The 22,694-nt window shown below is 75.0% G+C and carries 21 protein-coding genes; 16 read left to right on the top strand and 5 right to left on the bottom strand.

The window, feature by feature from the left end:
• Positions 1–151: 151 nt before the first annotated feature.
• The 4 genes from ACFV8H_RS16615 to ACFV8H_RS16630 all read left to right on the top strand — a co-directional run bounded on the left by ACFV8H_RS16615 (position 152) and on the right by ACFV8H_RS16630 (position 3,301).
• Complete coding sequence (locus ACFV8H_RS16615; RefSeq protein ID WP_380400336.1) at positions 152–583, top strand: GNAT family N-acetyltransferase; 432 nt, start codon at positions 152–154, stop codon at positions 581–583.
• Positions 584–644: 61 nt separating this feature from the next.
• Positions 645–1,334: a phosphatase PAP2 family protein gene (locus tag ACFV8H_RS16620; protein ID WP_380400337.1), complete on the top strand. Its 690-nt coding sequence runs from the start codon at positions 645–647 to the stop codon at positions 1,332–1,334.
• Positions 1,335–1,434: 100 nt separating this feature from the next.
• Positions 1,435–2,064 (top strand): SigE family RNA polymerase sigma factor, encoded by a 630-nt coding sequence (locus ACFV8H_RS16625; protein ID WP_380400338.1) that lies wholly within the window; start codon positions 1,435–1,437, stop codon positions 2,062–2,064.
• Positions 2,054–3,301 (top strand): hypothetical protein, encoded by a 1,248-nt coding sequence (locus tag ACFV8H_RS16630; RefSeq protein ID WP_380400340.1) that lies wholly within the window; start codon positions 2,054–2,056, stop codon positions 3,299–3,301. The genes ACFV8H_RS16625 and ACFV8H_RS16630 overlap by 11 nt, the downstream gene beginning before the upstream one ends.
• A 76-nt stretch (positions 3,302–3,377) precedes the next feature.
• Here ACFV8H_RS16630 and ACFV8H_RS16635 read toward each other — a convergent pair whose 3' ends face one another.
• From ACFV8H_RS16635 to ACFV8H_RS16645, 3 genes are all read right to left on the bottom strand, one after another.
• Entirely contained in the window at positions 3,378–4,433 is a 1,056-nt protein-coding gene (locus tag ACFV8H_RS16635; protein ID WP_380400342.1) for an FAD-dependent monooxygenase, read from the bottom strand.
• 157 nt (positions 4,434–4,590) lie between these two features.
• Entirely contained in the window at positions 4,591–5,793 is a 1,203-nt protein-coding gene (locus ACFV8H_RS16640) for a transposase (protein ID WP_380400344.1), read from the bottom strand.
• A 107-nt stretch (positions 5,794–5,900) separates the two neighbouring features.
• On the bottom strand, positions 5,901–7,139 hold the full coding sequence (locus tag ACFV8H_RS16645; protein ID WP_380400346.1) for an MFS transporter: 1,239 nt from the start codon (positions 7,137–7,139) through the stop codon (positions 5,901–5,903).
• Positions 7,140–7,309: 170 nt separating this feature from the next.
• Here ACFV8H_RS16645 and ACFV8H_RS16650 point away from each other — a divergent pair, with 170 nt between their 5' ends.
• The 8 genes from ACFV8H_RS16650 (at position 7,310) to ACFV8H_RS16685 (ending at position 16,064) form a co-directional block, all read left to right on the top strand.
• Positions 7,310–7,768 carry a MarR family winged helix-turn-helix transcriptional regulator gene (locus ACFV8H_RS16650; RefSeq protein ID WP_380400348.1) on the top strand — a complete coding sequence of 153 codons (459 nt, stop codon included), beginning with the start codon at positions 7,310–7,312 and terminating at the stop codon, positions 7,766–7,768.
• A 259-nt stretch (positions 7,769–8,027) separates the two neighbouring features.
• On the top strand, positions 8,028–9,287 hold the full coding sequence (locus ACFV8H_RS16655; RefSeq protein ID WP_380400350.1) for a sedoheptulose 7-phosphate cyclase: 1,260 nt from the start codon (positions 8,028–8,030) through the stop codon (positions 9,285–9,287).
• Entirely contained in the window at positions 9,284–10,441 is a 1,158-nt protein-coding gene (locus ACFV8H_RS16660) for an ROK family protein (protein ID WP_380400352.1), read from the top strand. Before ACFV8H_RS16655 ends, ACFV8H_RS16660 begins: the two co-directional genes overlap by 4 nt.
• On the top strand, positions 10,438–11,637 hold the full coding sequence (locus ACFV8H_RS16665; protein ID WP_380400353.1) for an alcohol dehydrogenase catalytic domain-containing protein: 1,200 nt from the start codon (positions 10,438–10,440) through the stop codon (positions 11,635–11,637). Before ACFV8H_RS16660 ends, ACFV8H_RS16665 begins: the two co-directional genes overlap by 4 nt.
• On the top strand, positions 11,634–12,464 hold the full coding sequence (locus tag ACFV8H_RS16670; protein WP_380400355.1) for an SDR family NAD(P)-dependent oxidoreductase: 831 nt from the start codon (positions 11,634–11,636) through the stop codon (positions 12,462–12,464). Before ACFV8H_RS16665 ends, ACFV8H_RS16670 begins: the two co-directional genes overlap by 4 nt.
• Positions 12,461–13,288, top strand: coding sequence for a sugar phosphate isomerase/epimerase family protein (locus ACFV8H_RS16675; RefSeq protein WP_380400357.1), 828 nt, complete (start codon positions 12,461–12,463; stop codon positions 13,286–13,288). Before ACFV8H_RS16670 ends, ACFV8H_RS16675 begins: the two co-directional genes overlap by 4 nt.
• Positions 13,289–13,297: 9 nt before the next feature.
• Positions 13,298–14,377, top strand: a complete 1,080-nt coding sequence (locus ACFV8H_RS16680; protein ID WP_380400359.1) for an alcohol dehydrogenase catalytic domain-containing protein — start codon at positions 13,298–13,300, stop codon at positions 14,375–14,377.
• Positions 14,378–14,534: 157 nt separating this feature from the next.
• Positions 14,535–16,064 (top strand): IPT/TIG domain-containing protein, encoded by a 1,530-nt coding sequence (locus tag ACFV8H_RS16685; protein WP_380400361.1) that lies wholly within the window; start codon positions 14,535–14,537, stop codon positions 16,062–16,064.
• Here ACFV8H_RS16685 and ACFV8H_RS16690 read toward each other — a convergent pair whose 3' ends face one another.
• Positions 16,065–16,994 (bottom strand): DUF4232 domain-containing protein, encoded by a 930-nt coding sequence (locus tag ACFV8H_RS16690; RefSeq protein ID WP_380400363.1) that lies wholly within the window; start codon positions 16,992–16,994, stop codon positions 16,065–16,067.
• A gap of 99 nt (positions 16,995–17,093) precedes the next feature.
• On the opposite strand from ACFV8H_RS16690, the gene ACFV8H_RS16695 reads away from it, so the two are divergent.
• A complete protein-coding gene (locus ACFV8H_RS16695; RefSeq protein WP_380400365.1) occupies positions 17,094–18,302 on the top strand; it encodes a hypothetical protein in 1,209 nt (402 codons plus the stop codon).
• Here ACFV8H_RS16695 and ACFV8H_RS16700 read toward each other — a convergent pair.
• Positions 18,276–19,799, bottom strand: a complete 1,524-nt coding sequence (locus ACFV8H_RS16700; RefSeq protein WP_380400367.1) for an FAD-dependent monooxygenase — start codon at positions 19,797–19,799, stop codon at positions 18,276–18,278. The two genes, ACFV8H_RS16695 and ACFV8H_RS16700, sit on opposite strands and share 27 nt — an antisense overlap.
• Before the next feature lie 88 nt (positions 19,800–19,887).
• Here ACFV8H_RS16700 and ACFV8H_RS16705 point away from each other — a divergent pair, with 88 nt between their 5' ends.
• From ACFV8H_RS16705 to ACFV8H_RS16715, 3 genes are all read left to right on the top strand, one after another.
• On the top strand, positions 19,888–20,469 hold the full coding sequence (locus ACFV8H_RS16705; RefSeq protein WP_380400369.1) for a CGNR zinc finger domain-containing protein: 582 nt from the start codon (positions 19,888–19,890) through the stop codon (positions 20,467–20,469).
• 115 nt (positions 20,470–20,584) lie between these two features.
• Positions 20,585–21,409, top strand: a complete 825-nt coding sequence (locus ACFV8H_RS16710; protein ID WP_380400371.1) for an SDR family NAD(P)-dependent oxidoreductase — start codon at positions 20,585–20,587, stop codon at positions 21,407–21,409.
• 118 nt (positions 21,410–21,527) lie between these two features.
• Entirely contained in the window at positions 21,528–22,622 is a 1,095-nt protein-coding gene (locus ACFV8H_RS16715) for an alanine racemase (RefSeq protein ID WP_380400372.1), read from the top strand.
• Positions 22,623–22,694: the final 72 nt, after the last annotated feature.

A 22,694-nucleotide genomic window follows, 5' to 3' on the forward strand; every position in this document is an offset into this window, starting at 1 on the left:
GGGTCTCCGGGGCGCGGGATCCGGGCTTTCCGTCACCCGCCGACGCTCCGTCAAGGATGATCGCCGTGCGGACGGGCGGCGGCGGACCGGTGGGTTCGGGCCCGTGCGCCGGGAGCGGGATCCGTCACACCCGACCTGTACGATGTAATGTATGACAAGCACGAATGACCCTTACGAGCTGCGCCCGGGTGTCCCCACCGTCGAGGTCTTCCGCCGCCTGCGCACCGACGCGGGCCTCTCCGACCGGGCCCCCGAGGACGTCGCGATCGGCCTGCCCAACACCTGGTACGGCGTGGTCCTGCACCACGAGGGCGAGCCGATCGGCATGGGCCGGATCATCGGCGACGGCGGCACCGCGTTCCAGATCGTCGACATCTGCGTCCACCCGGCCCACCAGGGCCGCGGCCTCGGCAAGCGCATCATGGCCGCCCTCACCGAGGAACTGGACCGCCGGGCACCCGCCACCGCCTACGTCTCGCTGATCGCGGACGGGCCCGCACGCCTCCTCTACGAGCGGTTCGGCTTCAAGGACACCGCGACCCACGACTCGATCGGCATGTACCGTCCGATGGCGGCGGGCTGACCGCCCCGGCCGCGGGGCGCGAGCCCGCACCCCCGTCTGCCGAGGAAGGGCGCCCGCCACGATGAACCACCCGCCGAACGCCCGGCCCCGCCGGTGGGCGGCCGCGGCCGCCGTCGCGCTGCTGTTGTTCGCGGCCCTGGCGGCCCTGCTGGCCGAGCACGGCTGGGCGCCGTACGGCTTCGAGCGGGACGCGGCCGACTGGAGCGCCGCCCACCGGCCGTCCGCCGCCCGGACGGCCGCCGCGGTGGTCACCTCGCTCGGCACCGGCGCGGTGCCCTACCTGCTCGCCCTGGCCGCCGGCGCCGTCACCGTCCGGGCTCTGCCCGCCCCGCGCCCCACCCGCCGGGCCGTCCTGCTGCTGATCGCCCCGCTGCTCTGGCTGCTCGCCGGCCAACTGCTGCGCTACGGCCTCATGGCGGCCTGCGCCCGCCCCCGCCCACCGCACGCCGACTGGGCCACCGCCGCGTCCGGCTTCTCCTTCCCGTCCGGCCACTCCTTCACCTCCGCGCTCTGCGCCGGCCTGCTCGCCCTCGCCGTGACCCGCGCCCACCCGGCCGCCACCAGGGCCGCCGTCGCGGGCGCCCTGCTGTTCGCGGCGGCCGTCGGTCTCAGCCGGATCTACCTCGGCGTGCACTGGCCCCTGGACGTCCTCGGCGGCTGGCTGCTCGCCGCCGGCTGGCTCGCCCTCGGCACCGCCGCCCTGCCCCGGGTAGGCTCCCGCCGGGCCCGGCAGCCGCGCCCGGCGCCCTGACGGCGCTCCGACGGCGTTCCGACAGCACTCTGACGAAAGCCTGACGAACCCCCGGCGAACGGACTGTCACACAATGCCGGGCCCACCGCGTTACCAAGGTATGGATCAAGAATCGCGTGCGGCAGCGTCGCCCGAACCACCCTGGCCGGAGTTCCCGGACTTCGTCGCCGCCCGCGCCCGGCACCTGCTGCGCACCGCCTTCCTGCTCACCGGCGGTGACGCCCACCTCGCCGAGGACCTGGTGCAGGAGGCCCTCGGCCGGATCTACGTCAAGTGGCGGCGGATATCCCGGCTGGACAACCCCAGCGGCTACGCCCAGACCGTCCTGGTCAACACCTTCCTCTCCTACCGGCGCAAGCGCAGCGCCTCCGAGCGCGTCACCGACGAGTTCCCCGAGGTCGGCGTCGACGACCCGGACCCGGCGCTGCGGCTGACCCTGCTGCGCGCCCTCGCCGAACTCCCCGCCCCGGACCGCGCGGTGCTGGTGCTGCGCTTCTGGGAGGACCGCAGCGTCGAGGTGACCGCCGCCGTGCTGCGGCTGAGCAGTGCCGCCGTCCGCACCCGCTCCCGGCGGGCCCTCGCGCGGCTGCGCGCCGTACTGGGCGAGGACCTCGACGCCGTCCTGAGCGGATCGACGGCGACAGGTAGCAGGACGGCGACGGACGGACCCAGCGCGAAGACCGGCCCCGACGGCCCCTCTCGGAAGGCGGTGCTGCGCCATGCCCAGTGACGACGACGCATTCGCGGACGCGTTGACCGACGGCTTCGCCCGCGCCCTGCGCGGCGCCGCCGAGCTGGCCCCCGAGCCGGTGCACCACGCCCTGGCCGCACAGGCCGAGCAGCGCGGCCGCCGTCGGCGGCGCAACCGCCGGGCCGTCCTCGCGAGCTGCCTCGCGGTGCTGGTGCTGGCCGGGGCCGGCGCCTTCGCGGCCGTCCGCGGCGGCACCTCCGGCCCGGTCGGCCCGGTCGGCCCACCGGGCCCCGCCCTGCCGACGATGTCCGACCAGGAGCTGAGCGCGCTGTACACCGAGCTGCTGCCGAAGGGCACGGTGACGGGCTTCACCGGCCGCTCGCGCGGGGCCGCCGACCCGCACCAGACCGGCACCACCCTGCTGTTCGACGACGGCGCGGGAGCGAGCATCGTCATGTTCAGCGCCCAACGGACGGACTTCAAGCCCGAGGTGAGCGCGGTCTGCATGGACCCGACCGTGATGCCGCAGGACTCCTGCGACCGGACGGTCCGGCCGGACGGCTCGGTCCTGGTGATCGACAAGCTGCGCAGCCTGCACCCCGAGAACGGCCGGGAATGGCGGGTCACCTGGGCGGCCCCGGACGGCCGGCGGATCGAGTTCATCGAGTACAACGGGCAGCCCGCCACGGCGAACCGGCCGAACCCGCCGCTCGACGCCGCCCAGCTGACGGCCTTGGTCACCTCCCCTGCCTGGGACCGGATCTTCGCCACCCTCCGCCCGGCCGACGGCACCCCGGGACCGGCCGCCGGCCTGACGCCCGCACCGACCGCCACCACTCCCGCCGGCCCGGGCCTGCTCGCGAAGCTCGTCCCGCTGCTGCCCGCCGGGGCCGAGGTGCAGAGCCAGGACCCGGAGCACGGCGCGCTCATCGTCGCGCTCGAGGGCCGCACCAGCCGGCTGGTGGTCAGCGCGGACCCGCCGTCCCAGCGCGGCCGCGACGAGCTCGCCGGAATGGACGGCGAACTGCCGACCCCGCTGGAGGTGCGGGAGAAGCGGCCGGACGGGACGGTCGTCGTCACCAACCGCTTCGGCGACGGGAAGACCGCGACCGACCCGGTGCTGCACTGGCTGGCCGCCGTGCACTACCCGGACGGCAGCCAGGTGCAGATCTCGGAGGGCAACGGCGAGAACTCCTACACCTACCGCCCGGGCGATCCGGCGCTCGACACCGACCGGTTGAAGGCGATCGTGACCGACCCGGCCTGGCACCGCTGAGCGGAGGGAACCGGCGCTCCGGCACGGTGAGTTGACGCTCACCCGGGGCCGGGGCGCCGTTCCGGCGGCGGTGCGGTCAGCGCAGCCCGCCGCCGCAGCCGGTCGCGACCTCCGGGGCCGGCGCGGCGCGGCGGGCGTCGAAGTCGGCGAGCCAGCGGAGCGCGTCACCCGCCGAGGCGTCCCAGCCCGTGCCCAGGTCGACGGCGTCCTCCAGCGCGTGCCGCAGGCCGCCCGGGTCCTCCAGCGGGCCGGACGCTTCGGCGCGCTCGCCCACCAGGGCGACCCGGCCGCGGACCCGGCCCGCCCCGGCGGCCCGGTCGGGGACGGTCCAGGCGCGCCAGTCCCGGCCCATGGTCAGCACGTTGCGGGCGGCATAGCCGATCTCCGGGAAGGCCGCGAGCACCTGCTCCAGGTCGACCCGGGTACCGTCCAGGTCCGCTCCGCCGTGCCGGTGGCGGGTCGCGGAGAGGCTGAGGTAACGGGAGTCGGGCAGCGGGAAGTGCGCCACCTGCCACTGCGCGCCGACCCAGCTGGTGGCGGCGCCGTCCTGCCAGCGGCCCGCCACCAGTTCCATCGGGAGGACGGTGTGGTAGACCGCGAGCCGCGACCGCGGGGTGCGATCGGCCCACCGAGGGTCCCGGCGGACGACCGAGCGGGCCGTGCCGGAGAGGACCAGGGCGTCGCCGGTGACGCTGCGCCCGTCGGCGAGCGTCGCGACCACCGACTCGCCGTGCTCGGTGTAGCCGACCACCCGGCTGTCCGCGAGCAGTTGGACGGCCTCCAGCTCCCAGCAGGCCTCCAGCAGCGGCTCGTAGACGTCCAGCCGGTGGGCCGTCGCGTGCGTCGGGCGGCCGTCGCCGTGCCGGGCGGGCAGGGCGATCGAGCTGACCGGCTCCCCGGTCGCGCCGTCCATCACCCGGAACTCGTCGATCACCAGGGACCGTTCGCGGACGGCGTCGCCGACGCCGAGCAGGTCCAGCAGCCGGAACGCGTGCGGCGCCAGCCGGACGCCCGCCCCGCCCCCGGTGAGCACCGGCCGCTGCTCCAGGACGAGGACGTGATGGCCTCGCGCCCCCAGCGCAACCGCCGTGGCCAGACCGCTGACACCACCGCCGGCAACCAGAATTCGCATGCTTCCGATGATGGCTCCGGGGGGACGGACCGGGCGATGCGGTCACGTTGCCTGTGTCAGAACCTCCCGCCGAGGTGACACATGACGAACTCCGAGGTTTGAAACCTGCGATGTCCGATTTGCGTGGTCGGTGCGCCATGGCTCCCGCTTCGGACGCTCAGAACGAGCGGCCCATCCGCTCCATCGACACCATGCAGTGGGTCCACGGACGGACCCGGGCCCGCGCCGCGGCCACCACCTGGGCCACGTGCGCGGCGGCCGCCAGGGTCATGTGGCGGTGCCAGCCGTCGGCACCGCGCCCCTCGTAGTCGTCCAGGGCCCCGACGTGCGAGGCGGACCCGGCGAAGTCCTGCTCGACCCGCCGCGGGAGCTTCGCCAGCCGCAGCAGCACCCCGAGCGGCGTCGCCGTCAGATTCGTCAGCCAGCAGCCGACCGGCTGCTCCTGCCCCGCGTCCCACTGCCCCAGCAGGAGCAGCGGCAGCCCGGCCCACTCCACCGGCACGCCGCCGACCAGGCTCCGGCGCACGGCGCCCGTCGCCGGGTCCGTCCACTCCACCGGCCGGCGGAGCATCCGGTGCAGTTGCAGCACCCGGGCGGCGGGCAGCGAGCGAGCGCTGCGGCCCGCACCGCGGCCCGCCCCCTGGTCCAGCACCGGCAGGGTGGCCGGGACGGCGGACAGCAGCGGCGCGCCCGCCCGCGCGTAGCGGTCGAAGACCGGCCCCAGCTCGGCCCCCGGGAGGTCCAGCACGACCGGGCGGGGCCCGATCGTGCTCGGGTCGCACACCCGGGCGGCCGCCGCGACGCACCCGGCCGCCGCCTCGCCGAACGGCACCAGGTGCCACCTGACCGGCACCGTGACGTCGCTGGCCACGCCCCACATGCCGATCGCCTGCCGGCCCTTCCGGGGGACCGGCAGCGCCTGCACCACCCAGGCGGTGAAGCGCAGTTCGTTGTCGGCGTGGCGCTGCAGCGCCCTGCTGACCGGCTCCCAGTCCCAGGTGGACGCGGCGATGAAGTGGTGCAGGCTCTGGGCGAGTTCGGGGCCGCCGACCTGGGCGGCGATGTTCCGGATCGACTTGCGGCCCTCCGCCGCGATCAGCCCACGCAGGTAGAGGGCGCCCTTGGCGCGCTGGTCGCTGCGCGGCAGCGGGGCGAAGAGCACCTCGGACAGCTCGTCCAGGACGCCGCCGGCCGTCGGTCCGGGGTCCGTGGTGCCCGGCGGGCGGACGGACGGGGTGCGACCGGACGGGGCACGATCGGACAGGGTGCGATCGGACTGCGTACGGCGGGCGGTCCGGCGCCGGGTGTCGGGCTCCGCGGGTCGAGTGAAGATCGTGTCCACACCAGCGCGAACGGTCATGGCGGCAAGCCTATTTCCCCTTCGCCCGGGGTGACCGAAAACCGCCGCCGCGCCGCCCACCGGTGGGACGGCGGGCGGCGCACGGCGGGGAGTCCGGGCTCCGGGGGTCAGGCCTTCCGGGCCAGTTCGGCGTCCACACCGTCCGCGTGGGCGGCGGGCGCGGCAGCGGCGGGCTCCGGCGCCTCGCGGCGGCCGCGGGCCCACATCAGCACCGAGAGCGTCAGGGCGACCGCGGTGGCGAGGGCGGCGGTGAGGGTGACGGCCCGGGCGTCGTAGCCGAGGTCGATGGTCGCGCCGCCGAGCCAGGCGCCGAGCCCGTTGCCCAGGTTGAACGCGGAGACGTTGGCCGAGAGGGCGAGCGCGGGCGCGGCGGCGGCCACCGCGAGGATCCGCGCCTGGAGCGCCGGGATGATGGAGAAGCCCGCGGCGCCGAACAGGAACAGCGCGATCGCGGCCGGGACCTGGTGGGGCGCGGCGAGCCAGAACAGCAGCAGGGCGACCAGCAGGGCGACCTGGGCGCGCAGCACGCCGCGCATCACGTTGGCATCGGCGGCCCTGCCGCCCAGGATGTTGCCGAGGACGGAGCCGATGCCGAAGACGATCAGCAGGATGCCGACCATGGCGGGCGCGAAGTGGCCGATGTCGCGCAGCAGCGGGGCCAGGTAGGTGGAGGTGGTGAAGACCGCCCCCTGGGCCAACACGGTGATCAGCATGGACAGTTGCAGGCTCCCCTTGCGGAACACCTTCATCTGTTCGCGCAGCGACAGGCTCCCCTCCGCGCCCCCCTCGCCCTCGGTGGACAGCGCGCCGGGCACGAACCTGACGATCAGCAGCAGGCACAGCACGGCGAAGCCGGTGACGTAGCCGAAGGTGGCGCGCCAGCCGAAGTGCTGTCCGATGAAGGTGCCGATCGGGGAGCCGAGCACGTTGGCGAAGTTGAAGCCGAGCGCGATCTTGGCCATCGCGGTGGCCTGCTTGTCCGGCGGGGACATCAGGGCAGCGACGTGCCAGGCGACGGCGGCGAAGGTGCCGTGGCTGAGCGAGGTGAAGATGCGCGCGCCCATCAGCGTGGGGTAGTTGGGGGCGAGCACGGCGATGACGTTGCCGACGATGAAGACGCCCATCAGGGTGAGCAGCAGCCCCTTGCGGGACCACTTGGTGGTCAGCAGGGTGATGATCGGCCCCCCGATCGTCACCCCCAGCGCGTAGCCGGTGACCAGCAGGCCGGCGGTCGGGATGGTCACGTCCAGATCGGCGGACATCTCGGGCAGGATCCCCGCGATGACGACCTCGGCGGTGCCGACGCAGAACACTCCGAGCATCAGGGCCAGGAGGGGCAGTGGCATGGCGACCCAAGCCTTTCGTAGGGAGCCAGGTTCAAGGATGATGTATGCGATTGCATATAGATAATGGACGAACGTGCCTGGGTGGTCAACTGCCGCAAAGAGTTACGCTGGAAAACAGTGGCGGACGGACAAGCAGAACGTTCCGAAGGACTCAGTGAGGGGCCGCGTCGATGGAGACATGGGGACCGGGGAGCGGGCGGGACGAGATCGCCATCTGGCGACAGCTCACCCGCCTGATGGAGCAGGTCAACGCGACCGCGGGCAGGCGGCTGACCCGCAGCCACGGGGTCTCCATGAGCGAGTTGCTGCTCCTGCTCTCGCTCGCCGAGCAGCGCGACGGCACCCTGCGGATGTCGGACCTGGTGAAGACCCTCGGCGCCAACCAGCCCTCGGTCAGCCGGATGACCGCCCGCCTGGAGGACGCCGAGTGGGTGGTGCGGCGCAGCGCCCTGGACGACAAGCGCGGGGTGGACGTGCGGATCACCGAGGCCGGCCGGCGGCTGGCCGGGGAGGCCGAGCAGACCCTGCGCAAGGCCCTCGCCGAGGCGCTCGACTCGGCCGCCCTGAGCGACTCCACCGCCTCGCTCGTCGCCCGGCTGCGGTACGCGCCCGCGGTGCCGATCGACTGAGCAGCCCCTCTCCGTACCGGCCCCGGTCGCAGGCCACCGCCCGCGACCGGGGCCGCTTCATGCCGCTTCACCTCCCCGCAACAAGACTCCATGCGAAGTAACAGCCCAGAAATATGCATTCGAATGCATCTACTGTGACCGCTATCACGTTGCCGTGTATACGGATCGAGCACTAGCGTTCGAGGCCGACAACAGGCGGACGGTCGACTCGTTCCCACCGCCCACTCCCCCGCTCGAGGACGCTCACGGAGGTTTCGTCATGCCCGGTACCCCACTCCCCGGCCCGACCACGCACCACCGCCCGACCGCACACCACCGCCCGACCGGCCTGAACCCGGTCGCGGATCTCCCCAAGCCGCCCGGCCTGCACTGGAACATCCGGGCCGAACAGCCCGTCGCCTACAGCGTCAGCATGGTGCGCGGACTGCTCGACCTCGACGACCCCACCCTCGCCCGCGCCGTCGGCGGCGGCCACGGCAGGCCCTTCCGCTGCCTGCTCGCGATCGACTCCGCCGTCGACACCCTCTACCACGAGCGCTTCGCCGCCTACTTCGACCGCTGGCTGATCGACGCGACCTGGCAGGTCGTCCAGGGCGACGAGGACGCCAAGTCCCTGGAGCAGGCCGTCCTCGTCACCGAGGCCATGTCCCGGATGGGCATCCTTCGCCGCGCCGAGAAGGTCGTCGCCGTCGGCGGCGGCGTCGTCCTCGACATCGTCGGCTTCGCGGCGAGCATGTACCGCCGCGGCGTGCCCTACATCCGCGTCCCCACCACGCTGGTCGGCCAGATCGACGCCGGCATCGGCGTGAAGACCGGAATCAACCACGGCCACCACAAGAACCGCCTGGGCGCCTACTTCGCCCCCGAACTCGCCCTGATCGACCCGCACTTCCTGCGCACCATCGACCCCCGGCACGTCGCCAACGGCACCGCCGAGGTGATCAAGATGGCGCTGGTCAAGGACGCCGTCCTGTTCGACCTGCTGGAGGCCACCGTCGGCGACATCACCCCCGAGACCCTGGGCGGCTGCGGCTCGGCGGTCAGCGAGGTGCTCTCCCGGGCCATCTCCGGGATGCTCGACGAGCTGGAACCCAACCTCTGGGAACAGGTTTTGGAACGTTCCGTCGACTACGGCCACACGTTCAGCCCCTCCCTGGAACTGCGCGCCGACCCGCCCCTGCTGCACGGCGAGGCCGTCGCCGTCGACATGGCGATCTGCCTCGCCCTCGCCCACCTCCGCGGCCACCTCTCCGCGCACGACACCGACCGGGCACTGAGACTCCTCCAGGGCTTCCGACTCCCCGTCGCCCACCCGATCTTCACCCAGGAGCTGCTGGAGGAGGCGCTCGCCGACGCGGTCAAGCACCGGGACGGCCTCCAGCGCGTCCCGCTCACCCGGGGCATCGGCTCCGTCGTCTTCGCCAACGACCTCACCCCGGCGGAGCTCGGCCGGGCCCTGGAGTTCATCGGCGCCTGGACGACGGATGCGCGGGCCGAGCTCGTCGGCGCGGCGGTATGAGCGCGGGCACCGTGCCGCAGGCCTCGCCGGACGCCTCGCCGGACGGCCACGCGCCTGCGGACATCACCGTCTTCGACGTCGGCGGCACCCACATCCGCCGGGCCGTCTGGCAGCGCCGGGGCGGGCTGGGGACCCGCACCACGCACCCCTCCCCCAGCTTCAAGCGCTTCCCCTCGGCCACCGTCGCCGAGCTCCAGGACATGATGGTCCGCCAGCTGTGCGCCGGCGTGCCGCACACCCCGGCCCCCGTCGTCGGCATCTCCTTCGGCGCGGCCCTCGACCACCATTCCGGGCTCGTCTACGCCTCCGCCCCGCTGTGGGGCGAGCACAGCGAACCGTACGACCTGCGGGCCGCGCTGACCGCCCGGCGCCCGGACGTCCGGTGGCACATCGTCAACGACGTCACCGCCGCCCTGCTGCACGCCGCCGCGGCCGCCGAGCGCAGCGGCCACCGCAAGGTCCTGCTGGCCACCATCAGTTCCGGCATCGCCTGCCGGGTGCTCGACCAGCGGCAGCGCCGGATCCCGGTCGACGACAGCGGACTGCAGGGCGAGATCGGCCACCTGCCGGTGCACGCCGAACTCCTGGGCAGCACCATCGAGTTGACCTGCGACTGCGGCCGGCCCGGCCATCTCGCCGCCTACGCCTCCGGCCCCGGCATCGCCCGGCTGGCCGACACCCTCGCCCGCCGGGAGCCCGCCCGCTGGGCGGCCTCCCGGCTCGGCCGGCTCACCGCCGGCGGCACCGCCTTCGAGACGGCACTGCGCCGGTCCCTGGACGAGCAGGACGAGTACGGCACCGAGGGTGGGCAGGGCGGGAAGGACGGGCAGGACGGGAAGGACGGACACCCCGGGCCGGATACGCTCGCCGCCGACCTGCTCGACGCCGCGACCGCCCCCGTCGCGGCCGTCCTGCGCACCGCGCTCTGCCTCGACCCCGAGCTGGACGAGGTGGTGCTGACCGGCGGCGTCGTCCACGGCCTCGGCCACCACTACCGGCGCGCCCTGCTGGGCCACCTCACCCGCGAGGGCCTCTACCTGACCAGCGACCGCACCCCCGACTGGCTGCACCGGCGGATCACCGTCACCGCCCCCGGCGAGGCCGACAGCCTCGCCGGGGCCGGGATCGCGGCCGGAGCCGGAGCGTCGACATGACCACGGCCGAGCGCGTCCCCAGCCACCGCGCGCTGGTCCGCGAGCCCGGCGGCGTACGGCTGCGGCTGCGCCCCACCCAGGCCCCGGCCCCGGGCGAACTCCTCGTCGCCACCCAGGTCGCCGGGTTGTGCGGGACGGACATCCAGATGCTGCGCGGGCTGCGCGACGACCCGGCACCGGTGATCGGCCACGAGGGCATCGCCCGGGTGGTCGCCGCCGGCCCGGGCGTCCCCGAAGCCCTGCGCCGCCCGGGCACCCCGGTGGTGGTCAACCCGACCCACCGGACGGACCCGTCCTTCCTGCTCGGGCACAACGTCGACGGCCTGCTCCAGGAACGCACCCTGATCCCGGCGACGGCCGTCCGGGACGGCCTGGTGGTCCCGCTGGCGCAGGAGCCCGACCCGGTGCTCGGCGCCCTGATCGAGCCGTTGGCCGCCGTCCGGTACGCCCTCGGCCTGCTGGCCACCGGCCGTCCCCGGACCCTGGTGGTGTACGGCGACGGAACGATCGGGCAGCTCGCCGTCCGGGCCGCCCGCCGCCGGCTCGGCGCCGACGTCCGCGTCCTGCTCGTCCACCACACCCCGGACGGCCTGGCATGGAGCGCTGAACGGGCCTTCCCCGGAGTGGAGTTGACGCTCGACCCGGTGCCCCCGGTGGGCCCCGGGCCGGTCGCGGCCCTGCTCGCGACCCCGCGCGACGGGACCCTCGCCGCGCTCGCCGCCGCCCTGCGGCTCGGCGGCCCCGGGCTCTCCGACCGCCTCGACGACGCCCCGACCGACGACACGACCGACGACCCGACCGGCGACCTGACCGTCGACCTGTTCGGCGGCCTCCCGCCCGGCGCCGCCGTCACCGAACTGCCCGGCGTCGACCTGGCCGCCGTCCGGGCCGCCAACTGCGCCGGGCACCCCGTCCCGTACGCCTTCACCACCGCCCGCACCGCCGCCGGCCGGCGCGTCCGGCTGACCGGCCACCGCGGCGTGGGCAACGACCACCTCGCCGAGGCCGCCGCCGAGCTGTGCCACCACCCGGAGGCCTACCGCGACCTGGTGACGCACGTCGTCGGGCCGCCGGAGGCCGCCCGGATCATGACCGGGCTCTCGGCCGGCGGCGGACGCAGCGTCGCCGGGAGCCGGCTCGTCAAACTCGCGGTGCGCTTCGCCCCGGCGCCGCCCACACCCCTGGAGGCCCAGTGACCGCCCCCGCCCCCGACCGCACCCGCCGCCGCGCCCTGGTGGTCGGCGGGTCCACCGGCATCGGCCGCGGCGTCGCGGACGCCTGGGCCGAGGCCGGACTGGACGTCACCGTGCTCAGCCGCTCGCGCCCGGCCGGGCCCGGGGCCGAGCGGCTGCGCTGGGCGGCCACCGACCTGACCGACGCCGACCGGGTCGCCGAGAACCTGTCCCTGGCCAGCACCGAGCCGCTGCACGCCGTCTGCTACTCGGCCGTCCACTACGGCGACCGGCGGACCCTCTTCCGCGAGTGCACCGAGGCCGAGTGGCGCCGCCAACTCGACGTCAACCTGCACGGCCTCTGGCTGACCCTCTCCTGGACCGTCCCGGCCCTGCGCCGACCCGACCGTCCCGGGGTGTTCCTCGGCATCTCCTCCGAGGTCGTCTACAACGCCGGGCCGGGCCGCTCCGGCTACGCCGCCACCAAGGCGGGCGCCGCCGCCCTGCTCGACTCCGTCGCCCAGGAAGAGGCCGCCGAACTGCCGGGCACCGAGGCGCTGCGGATCGTCCAGGCCCTGCCCGCCGGCATGGTCGACACCCCCGGGATCCGGCGCCGTCGCCCCGACGGCTTCGACTACACCGCCTACATGCGCCCGGCGAGCTTCGCCCCGCTGGCCCGCGAGCTCGCGGCGACGGCCGGCGCGGGTCTGCACGGCGCCCACCTGGTGGTGGACCCCGAGGGCGGCTGGCGCCCGGTCGGCGAGGGGCTGCCGCTCTCCCAGAGCCGCCCCGTCCCGGCCGCCGCTACCGCCACCGCCACCGCCAGGGCCGTCTCCGGCGCCGCCTCGTGACCGCCGCCCCGCTCCTCGGGCTGGCCGGCTGGCGCCTGCCCGGGGACCACCTCGACGCGGTCCGGCTCACCCACCGGGCCGGCGCCGACGGCCTCCAGCTCGACCTCGGCGGCCCCGGCCGCGGGCCGTGGCTCGACGCGCCGGGCACCGTCGACCGGATCCTGGAGCGCTGCGCCCGACTCCGGGTCCGACCGCTCGCCGTCGCGGGCAACACCCTCAACGACATCGGCCTGCACGCCCCGCCGGGCGGCCGGGACGCGCTGCGCGTCCGACACGTCCTGATCCGGGTGCTGGACGCCGCCCACGCCCTGGGCGCCCCGCTGGCCTTCGTCCCCAGCTTCCGCCGCAGCGCCGTCACCGACCGCGCGGAACTGGACCGCACGGCCGCCGTGCTGGCCTGGGCGGCGGCGGAGGCCCGGGCCCGCGGGCTGCTGCTGGCCAACGAGAACGACCTCGACCCGGCGCGCGCCCGCCGTCTGGTCGACCAGGTCGCGGCGGACGGCTTCCGGCTGCTGCTGGACACCTACAACCCGCGGGTCGCCGGGGTCGACGCGGTGGCCCTGGTCGAGGCCGTCCACCCCTGGCTCGCGCCCCACGTCCACCTCAAGGACGGCACCGGCGGCGTGGTGGCGCGGGACCTCCTCGGCGACGGGGACGGCCCGGTCCGGGAGGCCCTCGCCGCCCTCACCGCGCACGGGTTCCGGCCCGAGGCGCTGGTCCTGGAGAACGACCACCGCGACGGCGACCCCGTCCGCCTCGCCCTCGACCTCGAACGCGCCCGCGACCTCGCCCGCACCCACCAGCCGTCCGCCCCCCGCCCCTGAGGAGCCCCCGTGCCCCAAGCGCCGAACCTCCCGGCCGAGTACGCCACCACCACCCTGCGGGACGGCGTGGTGAGCCTCGGCACCCGCCCCTTCCCCCACGACGCGCTCCGCGCCGACACCGTCCTCATCAAGCCCGACCACCTGGGCATCTGCCGCGCCGACGCCAAGGAGGTCGTCGGCTCGCGCGACGTCCCCGAGGACCGCGGCCCGCTCTTCGGCCACGAACTCGTCGGCACCGTCGCCTTCGCCGGCGCCCGGACCGGCTTCCGGGCGGGCGAACTCGTCACCCTCAACCCCAACATCACCCCCACCCGCACCACCGGCTTCGCCGAGTACGTCTTCGTCCACGGCACCGAGGCGCAGCTGGACCAGGCCGTGGTGCGCGTCCCCGAGGCCGGCATCCGGGACGCCGTCTGGATGCCCGAGCCCTTCGCCTGCATCGTGCACGCGCTCCGCAAACTGCTCGAACTCACCGCCCTCACCGACCTGCGGGGCAAGCGCGTCGCCGTCCTCGGCGCCGGCTGCGCCGGCCTCACCTTCGCCCTGTACGCCCGCCACCTGGGCGCCTCGCCCACCGTCTTCAACCGCGGCGAGGCCCGGCGCGCCTTCGCCCGGCAGCAGGGCCTGCTCGCCCCCGAGGAGATCCACCCGCTGACCGACGCCAAGGCGCCGCAGCACCAGGACCGGTACCACGTGGTGATCGTGGCGACCACCGTCTCGACCACCGAACTCCTGGACACCGCGAGCGACTTGGCCGTCGACGGCGCCGTCCTCTTCGTCTACGGCGGCACCCGCCGGGGCGACACCTACCCGCCCGGCCGGGCCGACGTCGACACCATCCGCCGCCAGGAGCTCATCGAGCCGGTCGAGCACCACGGCAAGCGGCTGCACCTCGCCGGCGCCTACGGCTGCCACCGCGAGGACTACGAGGAGGGCTTCCGGCTGCGCGCCGAACACCCGCTCACCTTCCCGCTGGAGAAGCTGACCTCGCTGCGGATCGGCCTGGCCGACTTCCCGCGCCGGATGACCGAGATCGCCGCCGAACGGGAGGACCACCCCGGCAAGGTGATCATCGACCTCGCGCCCTGACCCCGACCGGACGGGCGCGCGCACCGGCTTCGCAGCCGGGGCCGGTGTTCGCCCGGTGGCGTGACACGGGGATCCGACTCCGCGTCGGACGGGCGTGGCGGGAAACCGATCGGACACGATCCTCCCTGTCCGAGCAGGCGCTTCCCGAGGAGCGAGCATGACGACGGCGCAGACCGCACCGATGACACCCCAGGTGGCCATGACCCTCGCGGCGATCGCGGCGACCGCCGCCACCCCGCGCCCGTCCGGGGAGCCGGTGCCGGAGCAGCGGAGCCGGGTACTCCTGGGCATCACCCAGCAGTTGGCCTGCGCCGGCCTCGCCACCGGGACCGACTGGAGCCTCCGGTGGCTGGCGCTGGGCCCCGGCAGCGCCAATCTGGCGTACCTGGCCGCCGCCCCCGCCGCCAACAGCTTCGCCGTGGTCATCCGCGGCACGGTCGGCAACGTGACCGACCTGCTGGAGGACCTCGACGTGGGCACGGTGGTGCCGTGCACCGCCGTCGGTTCACCGTCCGCGCCGGTGTCGGTGTCCAAGGGCGCGATGGCGGCCTTCACCCAGGTCGTGTCGATGAGCGGCGACGGCGTGACCCTGGTGCAGGCACTCGCCGACGCCCTCGCCGGGGCCGCGCCGAACCCCGCGGTGTACGTGACCGGCCACAGCCTCGGCGGCTGCATCGCCACCATGGTCGCGCCCTACCTCCGGACCCTGTCCTGGCCAGGCGGCACCCCGCAGTTCGGCCTCTGCACCTTCGCCGCCCCCACCGCCGGCGGCCCGGACTTCGCCGACTACGTCGACTCCCTGCCGTGGATCGTCAACGCGCGCTACTACAACCCCTACGACGTCGTGCCGCTCGCCTGGACCTCGCTCGACGACGCCGAGGACTGGTACCCGACTCCCCCCGGCCCGGCGGCGAACGACGACGTCACCACCGTCCTCTCGGCGATCGCCGGCCTGCCCGGCCCGAACCGGTACGCCCAGCCCGGCGACGCCGTGCCGCTGACCATCGACTACGGCCACACCCACGACCCGGACTTCGTCAAGAAGTCCCTCCCGGACTTCGCGGGCCAGCTCGCCTTCCAGCACGCCGACTCCACCTACCTGGGCCTGCTCGGCGCCCCCGACGTGCTGGCGGGCCCGGTGGTGCGGGCCCTGTCCGCCAACACCGGGGAGGGCGGCACCGCGCTCGCCGTCGCCGGCAGCGGCTTCGGCCCGGGCACGGCGGTCGACTTCGGCGAAGTCCCCGTCCAGGACCTGGCGGTCAGCGGCGACGGCCTCGCGATCAGCCTCCACGCGCCCGCGGGCGCCGGGGTGGTCGCCGTCCGGGTCACCACCGAGCTCGGCACCTCACCGGCCGTCCCCTTCGGCCAGTTCGCCTACGGCGGCCCGGCGCCGGTGATCACCACCGGCCTCTTCCCGGACACCGGTCGCAGGGGCGCCTCCGTCACCGTCACCGGCGTCAACTTCGGCGCCGACGCCCAGGTCTTCTTCGGCGCCAACCCCGTGGCGTCGCCGCAGGTCGACCTGCCGTACCGGATCGTCGCCACCGCGCCCGCCCCGACCATCGGCCTCGGCAAGCCCAGCACCGTCAACGTGACCGTGCTGTCGAACGGCTACTCCTCCCCGGCCGGACCGCAGAACGAGTTCAGCTACCTGGAACTGTCCCCGGACCCCTCCCCGGAGTCGTGATCACCGCGCCGGCGGCCTGGTCGCCGACGGCTGCCCGTCCTCCCGCACCCAGGCGCCGACGCCCAACCGCCCGGTCGTGCCCAGGTCCAGCTCCGGCACCACCATCACCGGCGCGGCGCCCGGCAGCGCCCGGACCCGCAGGTACGGGGCGTCCACCGGGCCTCCGGCGCCCGCCTCGGTGGTGTTGCGCCACGCCAGCGTGGACCGCGCCCCCTCGCCCGGCTTCAACGCGAACGGCCGCGGCGGGTCGTCCGCCCCGGTGCCGCTCGCGATCTGCGCACCCCCGTGCAGGAGTTGCACGCCGTCGACCGCCTTGTGCGCCACGTCGAGGAGCTGGAGCTCCGGGTAGCCGTTGACGTTCACCGTGGCCGTCCCGCAGTTGCGCAGGTGCAGCCCCACCACCCGCAACCCCATCGCCGCGTCGCCGTCGTCCGCACTCACCCGCACCCCGGAGGCCGGACACGGCCCGTCCGGGCGCGAGGCCTCGGCGCTCGGCACGCTCCGCACCTTGACGACCTTCACCGCCGAGGTCTTCCCGTCCAGCTCCACCCGCCCCTTCGCGGTCGCCCCCGGCGCGAGATCCGTGACCGTCCTCGTCTCGTTGTCCAGCACACCCCCGGTCGCCCCCGTGCGACCGAACACCACCGTCACATCGGCGGCCTCCCCGCCCGGGTTGGTCACCTCGTACTCCGCGCAGGCCGCACTCGCCGCCGTGATCCGCACCCCGTCCTTCGCCACCGGCCCCGGCGAGGCCGACGCCACCCCGCACGGCCCCGCACTGCCGGAGCCGGCGGCCGAAGCCGAAGGCCCCCCACCCACCCCGGCCACCTGGCTCCCGCACCCCGCGAGCAGCACCACCACCGCCACCGCACCGACCGCACCCACCCCGCGCCTCACCGGCACCACCCCACCCATCCCGAACTCACCCATCCGACCATCCGATCACGAACCACCCCACCCCACCGTGACCGCCGTCACTCCCCCTGCAACAGCCCCGCAACGTCGCCGCCGGTGGAGGATGATCCTCGGATGCCGGAACCCAGCCCTGCCCTCGAACGACTGGTCGCCAACGAGAACAGCTTGAGCGACCTGCTGGCCTTCCTGTTCGAGCGTGATCCCCGGCCCCTGATCGACCTGCTCGGCCTCGCCCCCGGCACGTACCGGTGTCGACGCGAGGTCAAACAGGCTGCCGGCCGCCTGGACCTCGTGGTGTACCGGCGATCGGACGACCGTCCCGTGGCCGTGCTGGAGATGAAGGGCGCCTCCGACGAGCACGACGATCAGTTGAACCGCTACCGGGCCTGGGCCGAAACCCTCGATCCCGTACCGGCCCTGTTCTTCTGCACCTTCGACGCCGCCCGGTCCACCGAGCCGTGGCGACCGCTGCGCCTCGTGACGATCTTCCACGCGTGGCACTCGGCCGCCGATCCGCACGCCGCGTGGCTCGCGCGCGGGATCACCGACGTTCTGCACAGCTGGGACACGGAGGCCGACGGTGCGATCGGGAGTTCCTCCGGCTGGTACGTGCCGGACGTGGTGAGCCGTCGCACGGCCCTCGACCTCGACGACGCGCTGCGCCGCGACCATCCGGGCGCGGCCGAAGCGAGCGCCCTGAGCACCAGCGGCGGAAACCCGATGGTGATGGCCTGGCGACACCACCCCTCCGGCTCCGACCACGCCTGGATCGCCGTGGACCTGCGCTGCCCCGGCCGTGGGATGCCCACCCAGCCGTGGCTGTTCCGGCCGTGCGTCGACGTCCTCACCGGTGACAGGCCGACGGTGGAAGCCGTGCTCGAAGCCCACGACCTGGCCGTGGAGCTGCAACCGGCGATGGCGCTGTCCTCCGTCCAGGAGGGCCTTCGCCGGCGGGGCCGTCCGGAACTGGCCGCAGCGCTCCGCGCCGACAAGCACGACGGCCTGAACGGCCCCGCCGATCCCGAGGTCCTGGCCGGCTGGCGCGACCGGCTCGTCAGCGGCGCGAGCACACCCCGACTGCATCCGGTCTTCTTCCACGACAGGCGGCGGCGCCTGGCGACCCAGTTCCGGCTCGACGTCGGCTCACTCACGCGGACCGACCTCGCGGACCTCACCCTCGCGGTCCTGGACCACCTCGTGGAACGGGCGGACGCTCTCCGGTCCGACCGGACCGGCCCAGCCCACGCGACAGCAGGTCCACACCACTCAGGTCCACACGACTCAGGGGCGGGCGACTCAGGGGCGGGCGAGGATCTGCCGTAGTACGTCGAGGAGTTGGGTCGCTTCGGCGGCCGGGTGCGGGGCCTGCCAGGCGATGTGACCGTCGGGGCGGACGAGGGTGGCGCCGGTGGATGGGAGGGCGAGCGGCCGCATCAGGTCGGCGGGGAGGAGGTGGAGGGTGATGGGGAGGCCGGCAGCCGTGGCGGTGTCGGCGTGGCGCTGCCAGGTGGCGTCGGCGGTGAGGAGGGTGAAGCCCGGGCCGACCAGGTCGAGGGTGGAGCCGGTGGGGAGCGGCAGGTGCGGGAGGCGGGTGCCGGGGGCGGGGTCGGGGTGGGCGCCGTCCGGGTCGAGGGGTGGGCGCGGCGCCGGGGTGGCGGGGAGGACGGCGGTGGAGGTGTAGGCCGCGGTGAGCAGCAGTTCGTCGTCCATCCGGTAGCTGGTGCGGGCACGGGAGTTGGCGAGGGAGATGTCGATGACCTGGCGGGCCACGGGGCGGCGTTCGGCCTCATAGCTGTCGAGCAGCGCGTCGCCGGCCGTACCGGCCGTGACGGCGGCCAGCTTCCAGGCGAGGTTGTCGGCGTCGCCGATGCCGGCGTTCATGCCGTGCCCGCCGGTCGGCGGCGTCACGTGGGCCGCGTCGCCGGCCAGGAGCACCCTGGACTTCCGGTAGCTGTCGGCGAGTTGGGCGTCCATCCGCCAGATGGTGGTGTCCAGGACGGTCACGGCCAGGCCCGGCAGCCCGGCCGCCTCGCGGATCAGCCGGGCCAGCCGCGGGTGGTCGGCCCGCAGGGCGGTGATGTCGTCGCGGCCGGGGTCGTACGGGTGCTGGTAGATCCAGCGCCGGTCGTTGTCGACGGCGAGGAAGCCGCCCCGGCCGGGCTCGGTGAGGAAGTAGGAGGCGCTGGCCCGGTCGGCGACGACCTCGCCGAGGGGCGCCTCGAAGCGGACACCGAGGAAGTGGCCGAGGCCGGTGGGCCCGGCCATGGCGATCCCGGCGGCCGCGCGGACGGTGCTCGACGCGCCGTCGCAGCCGATCAGCCGGTCGGCGCGGACGGTGTGCCGCTCGCCGCTGCCGCGTTCCTCCAGGACGGCTTCCACGCCGTCGGCGTCCTCCGTGTACGCCACCAGCCGGGTCGCGAACCGGACGGCCTGCGGGGCGAGTTCCCGGGCGCGCCGGGCGAGGACGGCCTCCAGGGCGTCCTGGGAGCAGATCAGCCCGGGGGACGGGGTCCGCTCGGGGCCGTCCGGCGCGGCGACCCCGGTGCGGACGAAGTCCGGGTCGACCAGGGTGCGGCCGCGGTAGAAGTACACCTGGGAGGGCGGGAGGCCGGCCCGCCGGATCTCCGATTCCAGGCCGCAGCGCCGGAACACCTCCATCGAACGCGCCGACACGCCACGGGCCTTGGGGTGCCGGGAGGTGTCGGGGTGCGCCTCGACGAGCAGGTGGTCCACGCCGTGGCCGGACAGCAGGAGGGACAGCGTCAGGCCGACGGGGCCTGCGCCGACGATGAGCACGGAGGTCGTTGCCGGGAATCGCATGCCACTCCTTCGTAACGGCTATTCTCGATTTTTGACGTTACCATGGTGGCGGCAGAGAGCACCCAGGAGACGAGGACACCCCGACACCATGCCCCGGACCCCCGACCCGACGCCCGAAGCCCCCGCCCCCTCCCGGGGCCCCGACGACAACCCCCGCGGCCTCCACTTCCTCGCCGACCTCGCCAACACCGTCCGCGCGAACCCCGACACGGGCGCCGCCGAGCTCCAGGCCCTCCTGGACCGCCACGGCGGTCCGCCGTTCCACCTCACCGAGGCCGACGCCCGGGAACTGTGCGAGGCCACCGCCCCCGTGATCGCCGTCCTCGACACCGACGACCCCGACCACGCCGCCGAGGCGATCAACGCCCTCCTCGACCGCTACCCGCCCCGCCCGCACCTCGTCCGGCTCCCCGGCCGCCCCTGGTCCCTGCACACCCGGGCCCCCGCCGACGCCGGCCTCACCCACTGGCTGCTCTCCACCGCCGCCCTCGCCCTCGGCCTGTGGCTCAGCGAACGCGGCACCTGCGCCTGGGGCCGCTGCGCCGCCCCGGGCTGCGGCCGCCACTACATCGACACCGGCCGCCGCACCCCCCAGCGCTACTGCACCCCCCGCTGCGCCACCCGCGTCCGCGTCGCCACCCACCGGGCCGCCCGACGGACCGGCGACTGAGCCCGCACATCAGGCCCGCGGCAGCGGGCAGGTATCAGGGGTCGTCCGGCTTCGGGGCGGGACGACCGGGCCCGGTCCCGGATGCGGCCGGGAGGGCGTGGGAGGGACGGCGGGCATGGGCGAGCTGGACGGCAGGACGGCGCTGGTGACGGGCGGGTCCCGGGGGATCGGGCGGGCGGTCGCACGGCGGCTGGCCGACGACGGGGCGCTGGTCGCGGTGCACTACGGCGGCAACGAGGAGGCCGCCGCGGAGACCGTGAAGCTGATCGAGGGGGCGGGCGGCCGGGCGTTCGCGGTGCCGGCCCGGTTCGACCGGGGCGACGGGCCGGACCGGCTGTTCGAGGGCCTCACCGCCGGATTGGCGGAGCACGGCGAGGACGGCCTGGACATCCTGGTCAACAACGCGGGCGTGCACCTGGCCGGTTCGATCGGCGAGATCACCGAGGAGGACTTCGACCGGGTGATGGCGGTCAACGTCCGCGCGCCGCTCTTCGTGATCCAGCGGACCCTGCCGCTGCTGCGGGACGGCGGCCGGATCGTGAACGTGGCCTCGGCGGCCGCCCGGATCGCCTCACCGCTCCAGATCGGCTACACCGTCAGCAAGACGGCCCTGGAGGCGCTCGCCGCGCCGCTCGCCAACGACCTCGGCCGGCGCGGGATCACCGTCAACACCGTCAACCCGGGCGTGATCCTCACCGACATGACCTCCGCGTGGACCAGCGCCCCCGAGGCGATGGCCGGGCTCGAGTCGATCACCGCCCTGGGCCGGATCGGCACGCCCGAGGACGTCGCGGACGTGGTCGGCTTCCTGGCGGGCCCGCGCGGCCGCTGGGTGACCGGCCAGACCGTCGACGCCTCCGGCGGCACCTACCTGGGGCCGATCCCGCCGGGCGCGCCCAGCGCTGCCGAGACGGACGGGCCCGGTCCGGCGGAGGCCTGACGGGCGGCACGGGCCGCACGGGCCCCGGCGCGGCGGGGCGGCAGGGGCGGCAGGGGCGCGGACACGTACCGGGGGCGCGGCGGGAACCGGAGGTCGGCCGGACGCGTGATCATGGGGCATGAGCACACATCTCCCCGAGGAGCCGGCGACCCCCGCGCTGGTCGTCGACGCCGATGTCATGGAGCGCAACATCGCCCGGATGAGCGCGGCGGCCCTCGACGGCGGCTTCGCGGTGCGCCCGCACGCCAAGACCCACAAGTGCCCGGAGATCGCGCGGCGCCAGCTCGACGCCGGTGCGGTGGGCCTGAGCGTGGCCACCGTCGGCGAGGCGGAGGTCTTCGCCGCGAACGGCGTGTCCGACCTCTTCATCGCCTACCCCCTGTGGGTCGACGACGCCAAGGCCCGTCGCCTGCGCGCCCTCGCGGACTCGGTCGCCCTGCGGGTGGGAGCGGACTCCGTGGAGGGTGTCCGGCGGCTGGGGCGGGCGCTGCGGGGAGCGGCGGCCCCGGTGCAGGTGATGATCGAGATCGACTCCGGTCACCACCGGACCGGGGTCGTTCCGGCCGACGCGACCGAGATCGGCCTCGCCGCCGTCGACGCCGGGCTGGAGGTGGCGGGCGTCTTCACCTTCCCCGGCCACGGCTACGGCCACGACCCCCGCGCCCGCGAGCACGCGGCCCGCGACGAGGAACGGGCGCTCGGCGAGGCCGCGGAGGCGCTGCGGGCCGTGGGGATCGCGGTGCCGGTGGTGAGCGGCGGATCGACGCCGACGGCCGGGCAGTGGCGGTCCGGCGCCGTGAACGAACTGCGCCCGGGGGTGTACGTCTTCAACGACGCGACCCAGCTGGCCATCGGCAGCTGCACCGCGGACGACCTCGGGCTCTACGCGCTCGCGACCGTGGTGAGCAGCCCGGGCCCCGGCCGTTTCGTGCTCGACGCGGGCAGCAAGGTGCTGGGCTCCGACGCATCGCCCTGGGTCCGCGGCCACGGCTACCTCCCGGACCACCCGGATGCGGTGGTGGCCTCCCTGTCCGAGCACCACGCCACCGTCGTGCTGCCCGAGGGCGGGCCCACTCCCCGCCTGGGCTCCCGGGTCGCCGTCGTCCCGGTCCACGTCTGCACGCCGGTGAACCTGGCCGACACCCTCGAGGTGGTCCGGGCCGGGGAGGTCGTCGACCGCTGGACGGTGGCCGCTCGGGGCGCCAACAGCTGAACGGCGGCTGAACGGCGGCTGACCGACGACCGGGCGGACGCTCGGCAGGGGGCGGGTGGGTTCGGCCGAACC

The sequence above is a fragment of the Kitasatospora sp. NPDC059827 genome (genome assembly GCF_042731675.1).
Lineage (GTDB): Bacteria > Actinomycetota > Actinomycetes > Streptomycetales > Streptomycetaceae > Kitasatospora.

Excerpts from the sequence above, each read along its gene's own strand:
- ACFV8H_RS16630 (WP_380400340.1), top strand. The coding sequence starts at position 2,054 with ATGCCCAGTGACGACGACGCATTCGCGGACGCGTTGACCGACGGCTTC.
- ACFV8H_RS16700 (WP_380400367.1), bottom strand. The coding sequence starts at position 19,799 with ATGCGATTCCCGGCAACGACCTCCGTGCTCATCGTCGGCGCAGGCCCC.
- ACFV8H_RS16640 (WP_380400344.1), bottom strand. The coding sequence starts at position 5,793 with ATGACCGTTCGCGCTGGTGTGGACACGATCTTCACTCGACCCGCGGAG.
- ACFV8H_RS16655 (WP_380400350.1), top strand. The coding sequence starts at position 8,028 with ATGCCCGGTACCCCACTCCCCGGCCCGACCACGCACCACCGCCCGACC.
- ACFV8H_RS16625 (WP_380400338.1), top strand. The coding sequence starts at position 1,435 with ATGGATCAAGAATCGCGTGCGGCAGCGTCGCCCGAACCACCCTGGCCG.
- ACFV8H_RS16705 (WP_380400369.1), top strand. The coding sequence starts at position 19,888 with ATGCCCCGGACCCCCGACCCGACGCCCGAAGCCCCCGCCCCCTCCCGG.
- ACFV8H_RS16645 (WP_380400346.1), bottom strand. The coding sequence starts at position 7,139 with ATGCCACTGCCCCTCCTGGCCCTGATGCTCGGAGTGTTCTGCGTCGGC.
- ACFV8H_RS16685 (WP_380400361.1), top strand. The coding sequence starts at position 14,535 with ATGACGACGGCGCAGACCGCACCGATGACACCCCAGGTGGCCATGACC.
- ACFV8H_RS16620 (WP_380400337.1), top strand. The coding sequence starts at position 645 with ATGAACCACCCGCCGAACGCCCGGCCCCGCCGGTGGGCGGCCGCGGCC.
- ACFV8H_RS16695 (WP_380400365.1), top strand. The coding sequence starts at position 17,094 with ATGCCGGAACCCAGCCCTGCCCTCGAACGACTGGTCGCCAACGAGAAC.
- ACFV8H_RS16660 (WP_380400352.1), top strand. The coding sequence starts at position 9,284 with ATGAGCGCGGGCACCGTGCCGCAGGCCTCGCCGGACGCCTCGCCGGAC.
- ACFV8H_RS16710 (WP_380400371.1), top strand. The coding sequence starts at position 20,585 with ATGGGCGAGCTGGACGGCAGGACGGCGCTGGTGACGGGCGGGTCCCGG.
- ACFV8H_RS16635 (WP_380400342.1), bottom strand. The coding sequence starts at position 4,433 with ATGCGAATTCTGGTTGCCGGCGGTGGTGTCAGCGGTCTGGCCACGGCG.
- ACFV8H_RS16615 (WP_380400336.1), top strand. The coding sequence starts at position 152 with ATGACAAGCACGAATGACCCTTACGAGCTGCGCCCGGGTGTCCCCACC.
- ACFV8H_RS16665 (WP_380400353.1), top strand. The coding sequence starts at position 10,438 with ATGACCACGGCCGAGCGCGTCCCCAGCCACCGCGCGCTGGTCCGCGAG.
- ACFV8H_RS16715 (WP_380400372.1), top strand. The coding sequence starts at position 21,528 with ATGAGCACACATCTCCCCGAGGAGCCGGCGACCCCCGCGCTGGTCGTC.
- ACFV8H_RS16690 (WP_380400363.1), bottom strand. The coding sequence starts at position 16,994 with ATGGGTGAGTTCGGGATGGGTGGGGTGGTGCCGGTGAGGCGCGGGGTG.
- ACFV8H_RS16650 (WP_380400348.1), top strand. The coding sequence starts at position 7,310 with ATGGAGACATGGGGACCGGGGAGCGGGCGGGACGAGATCGCCATCTGG.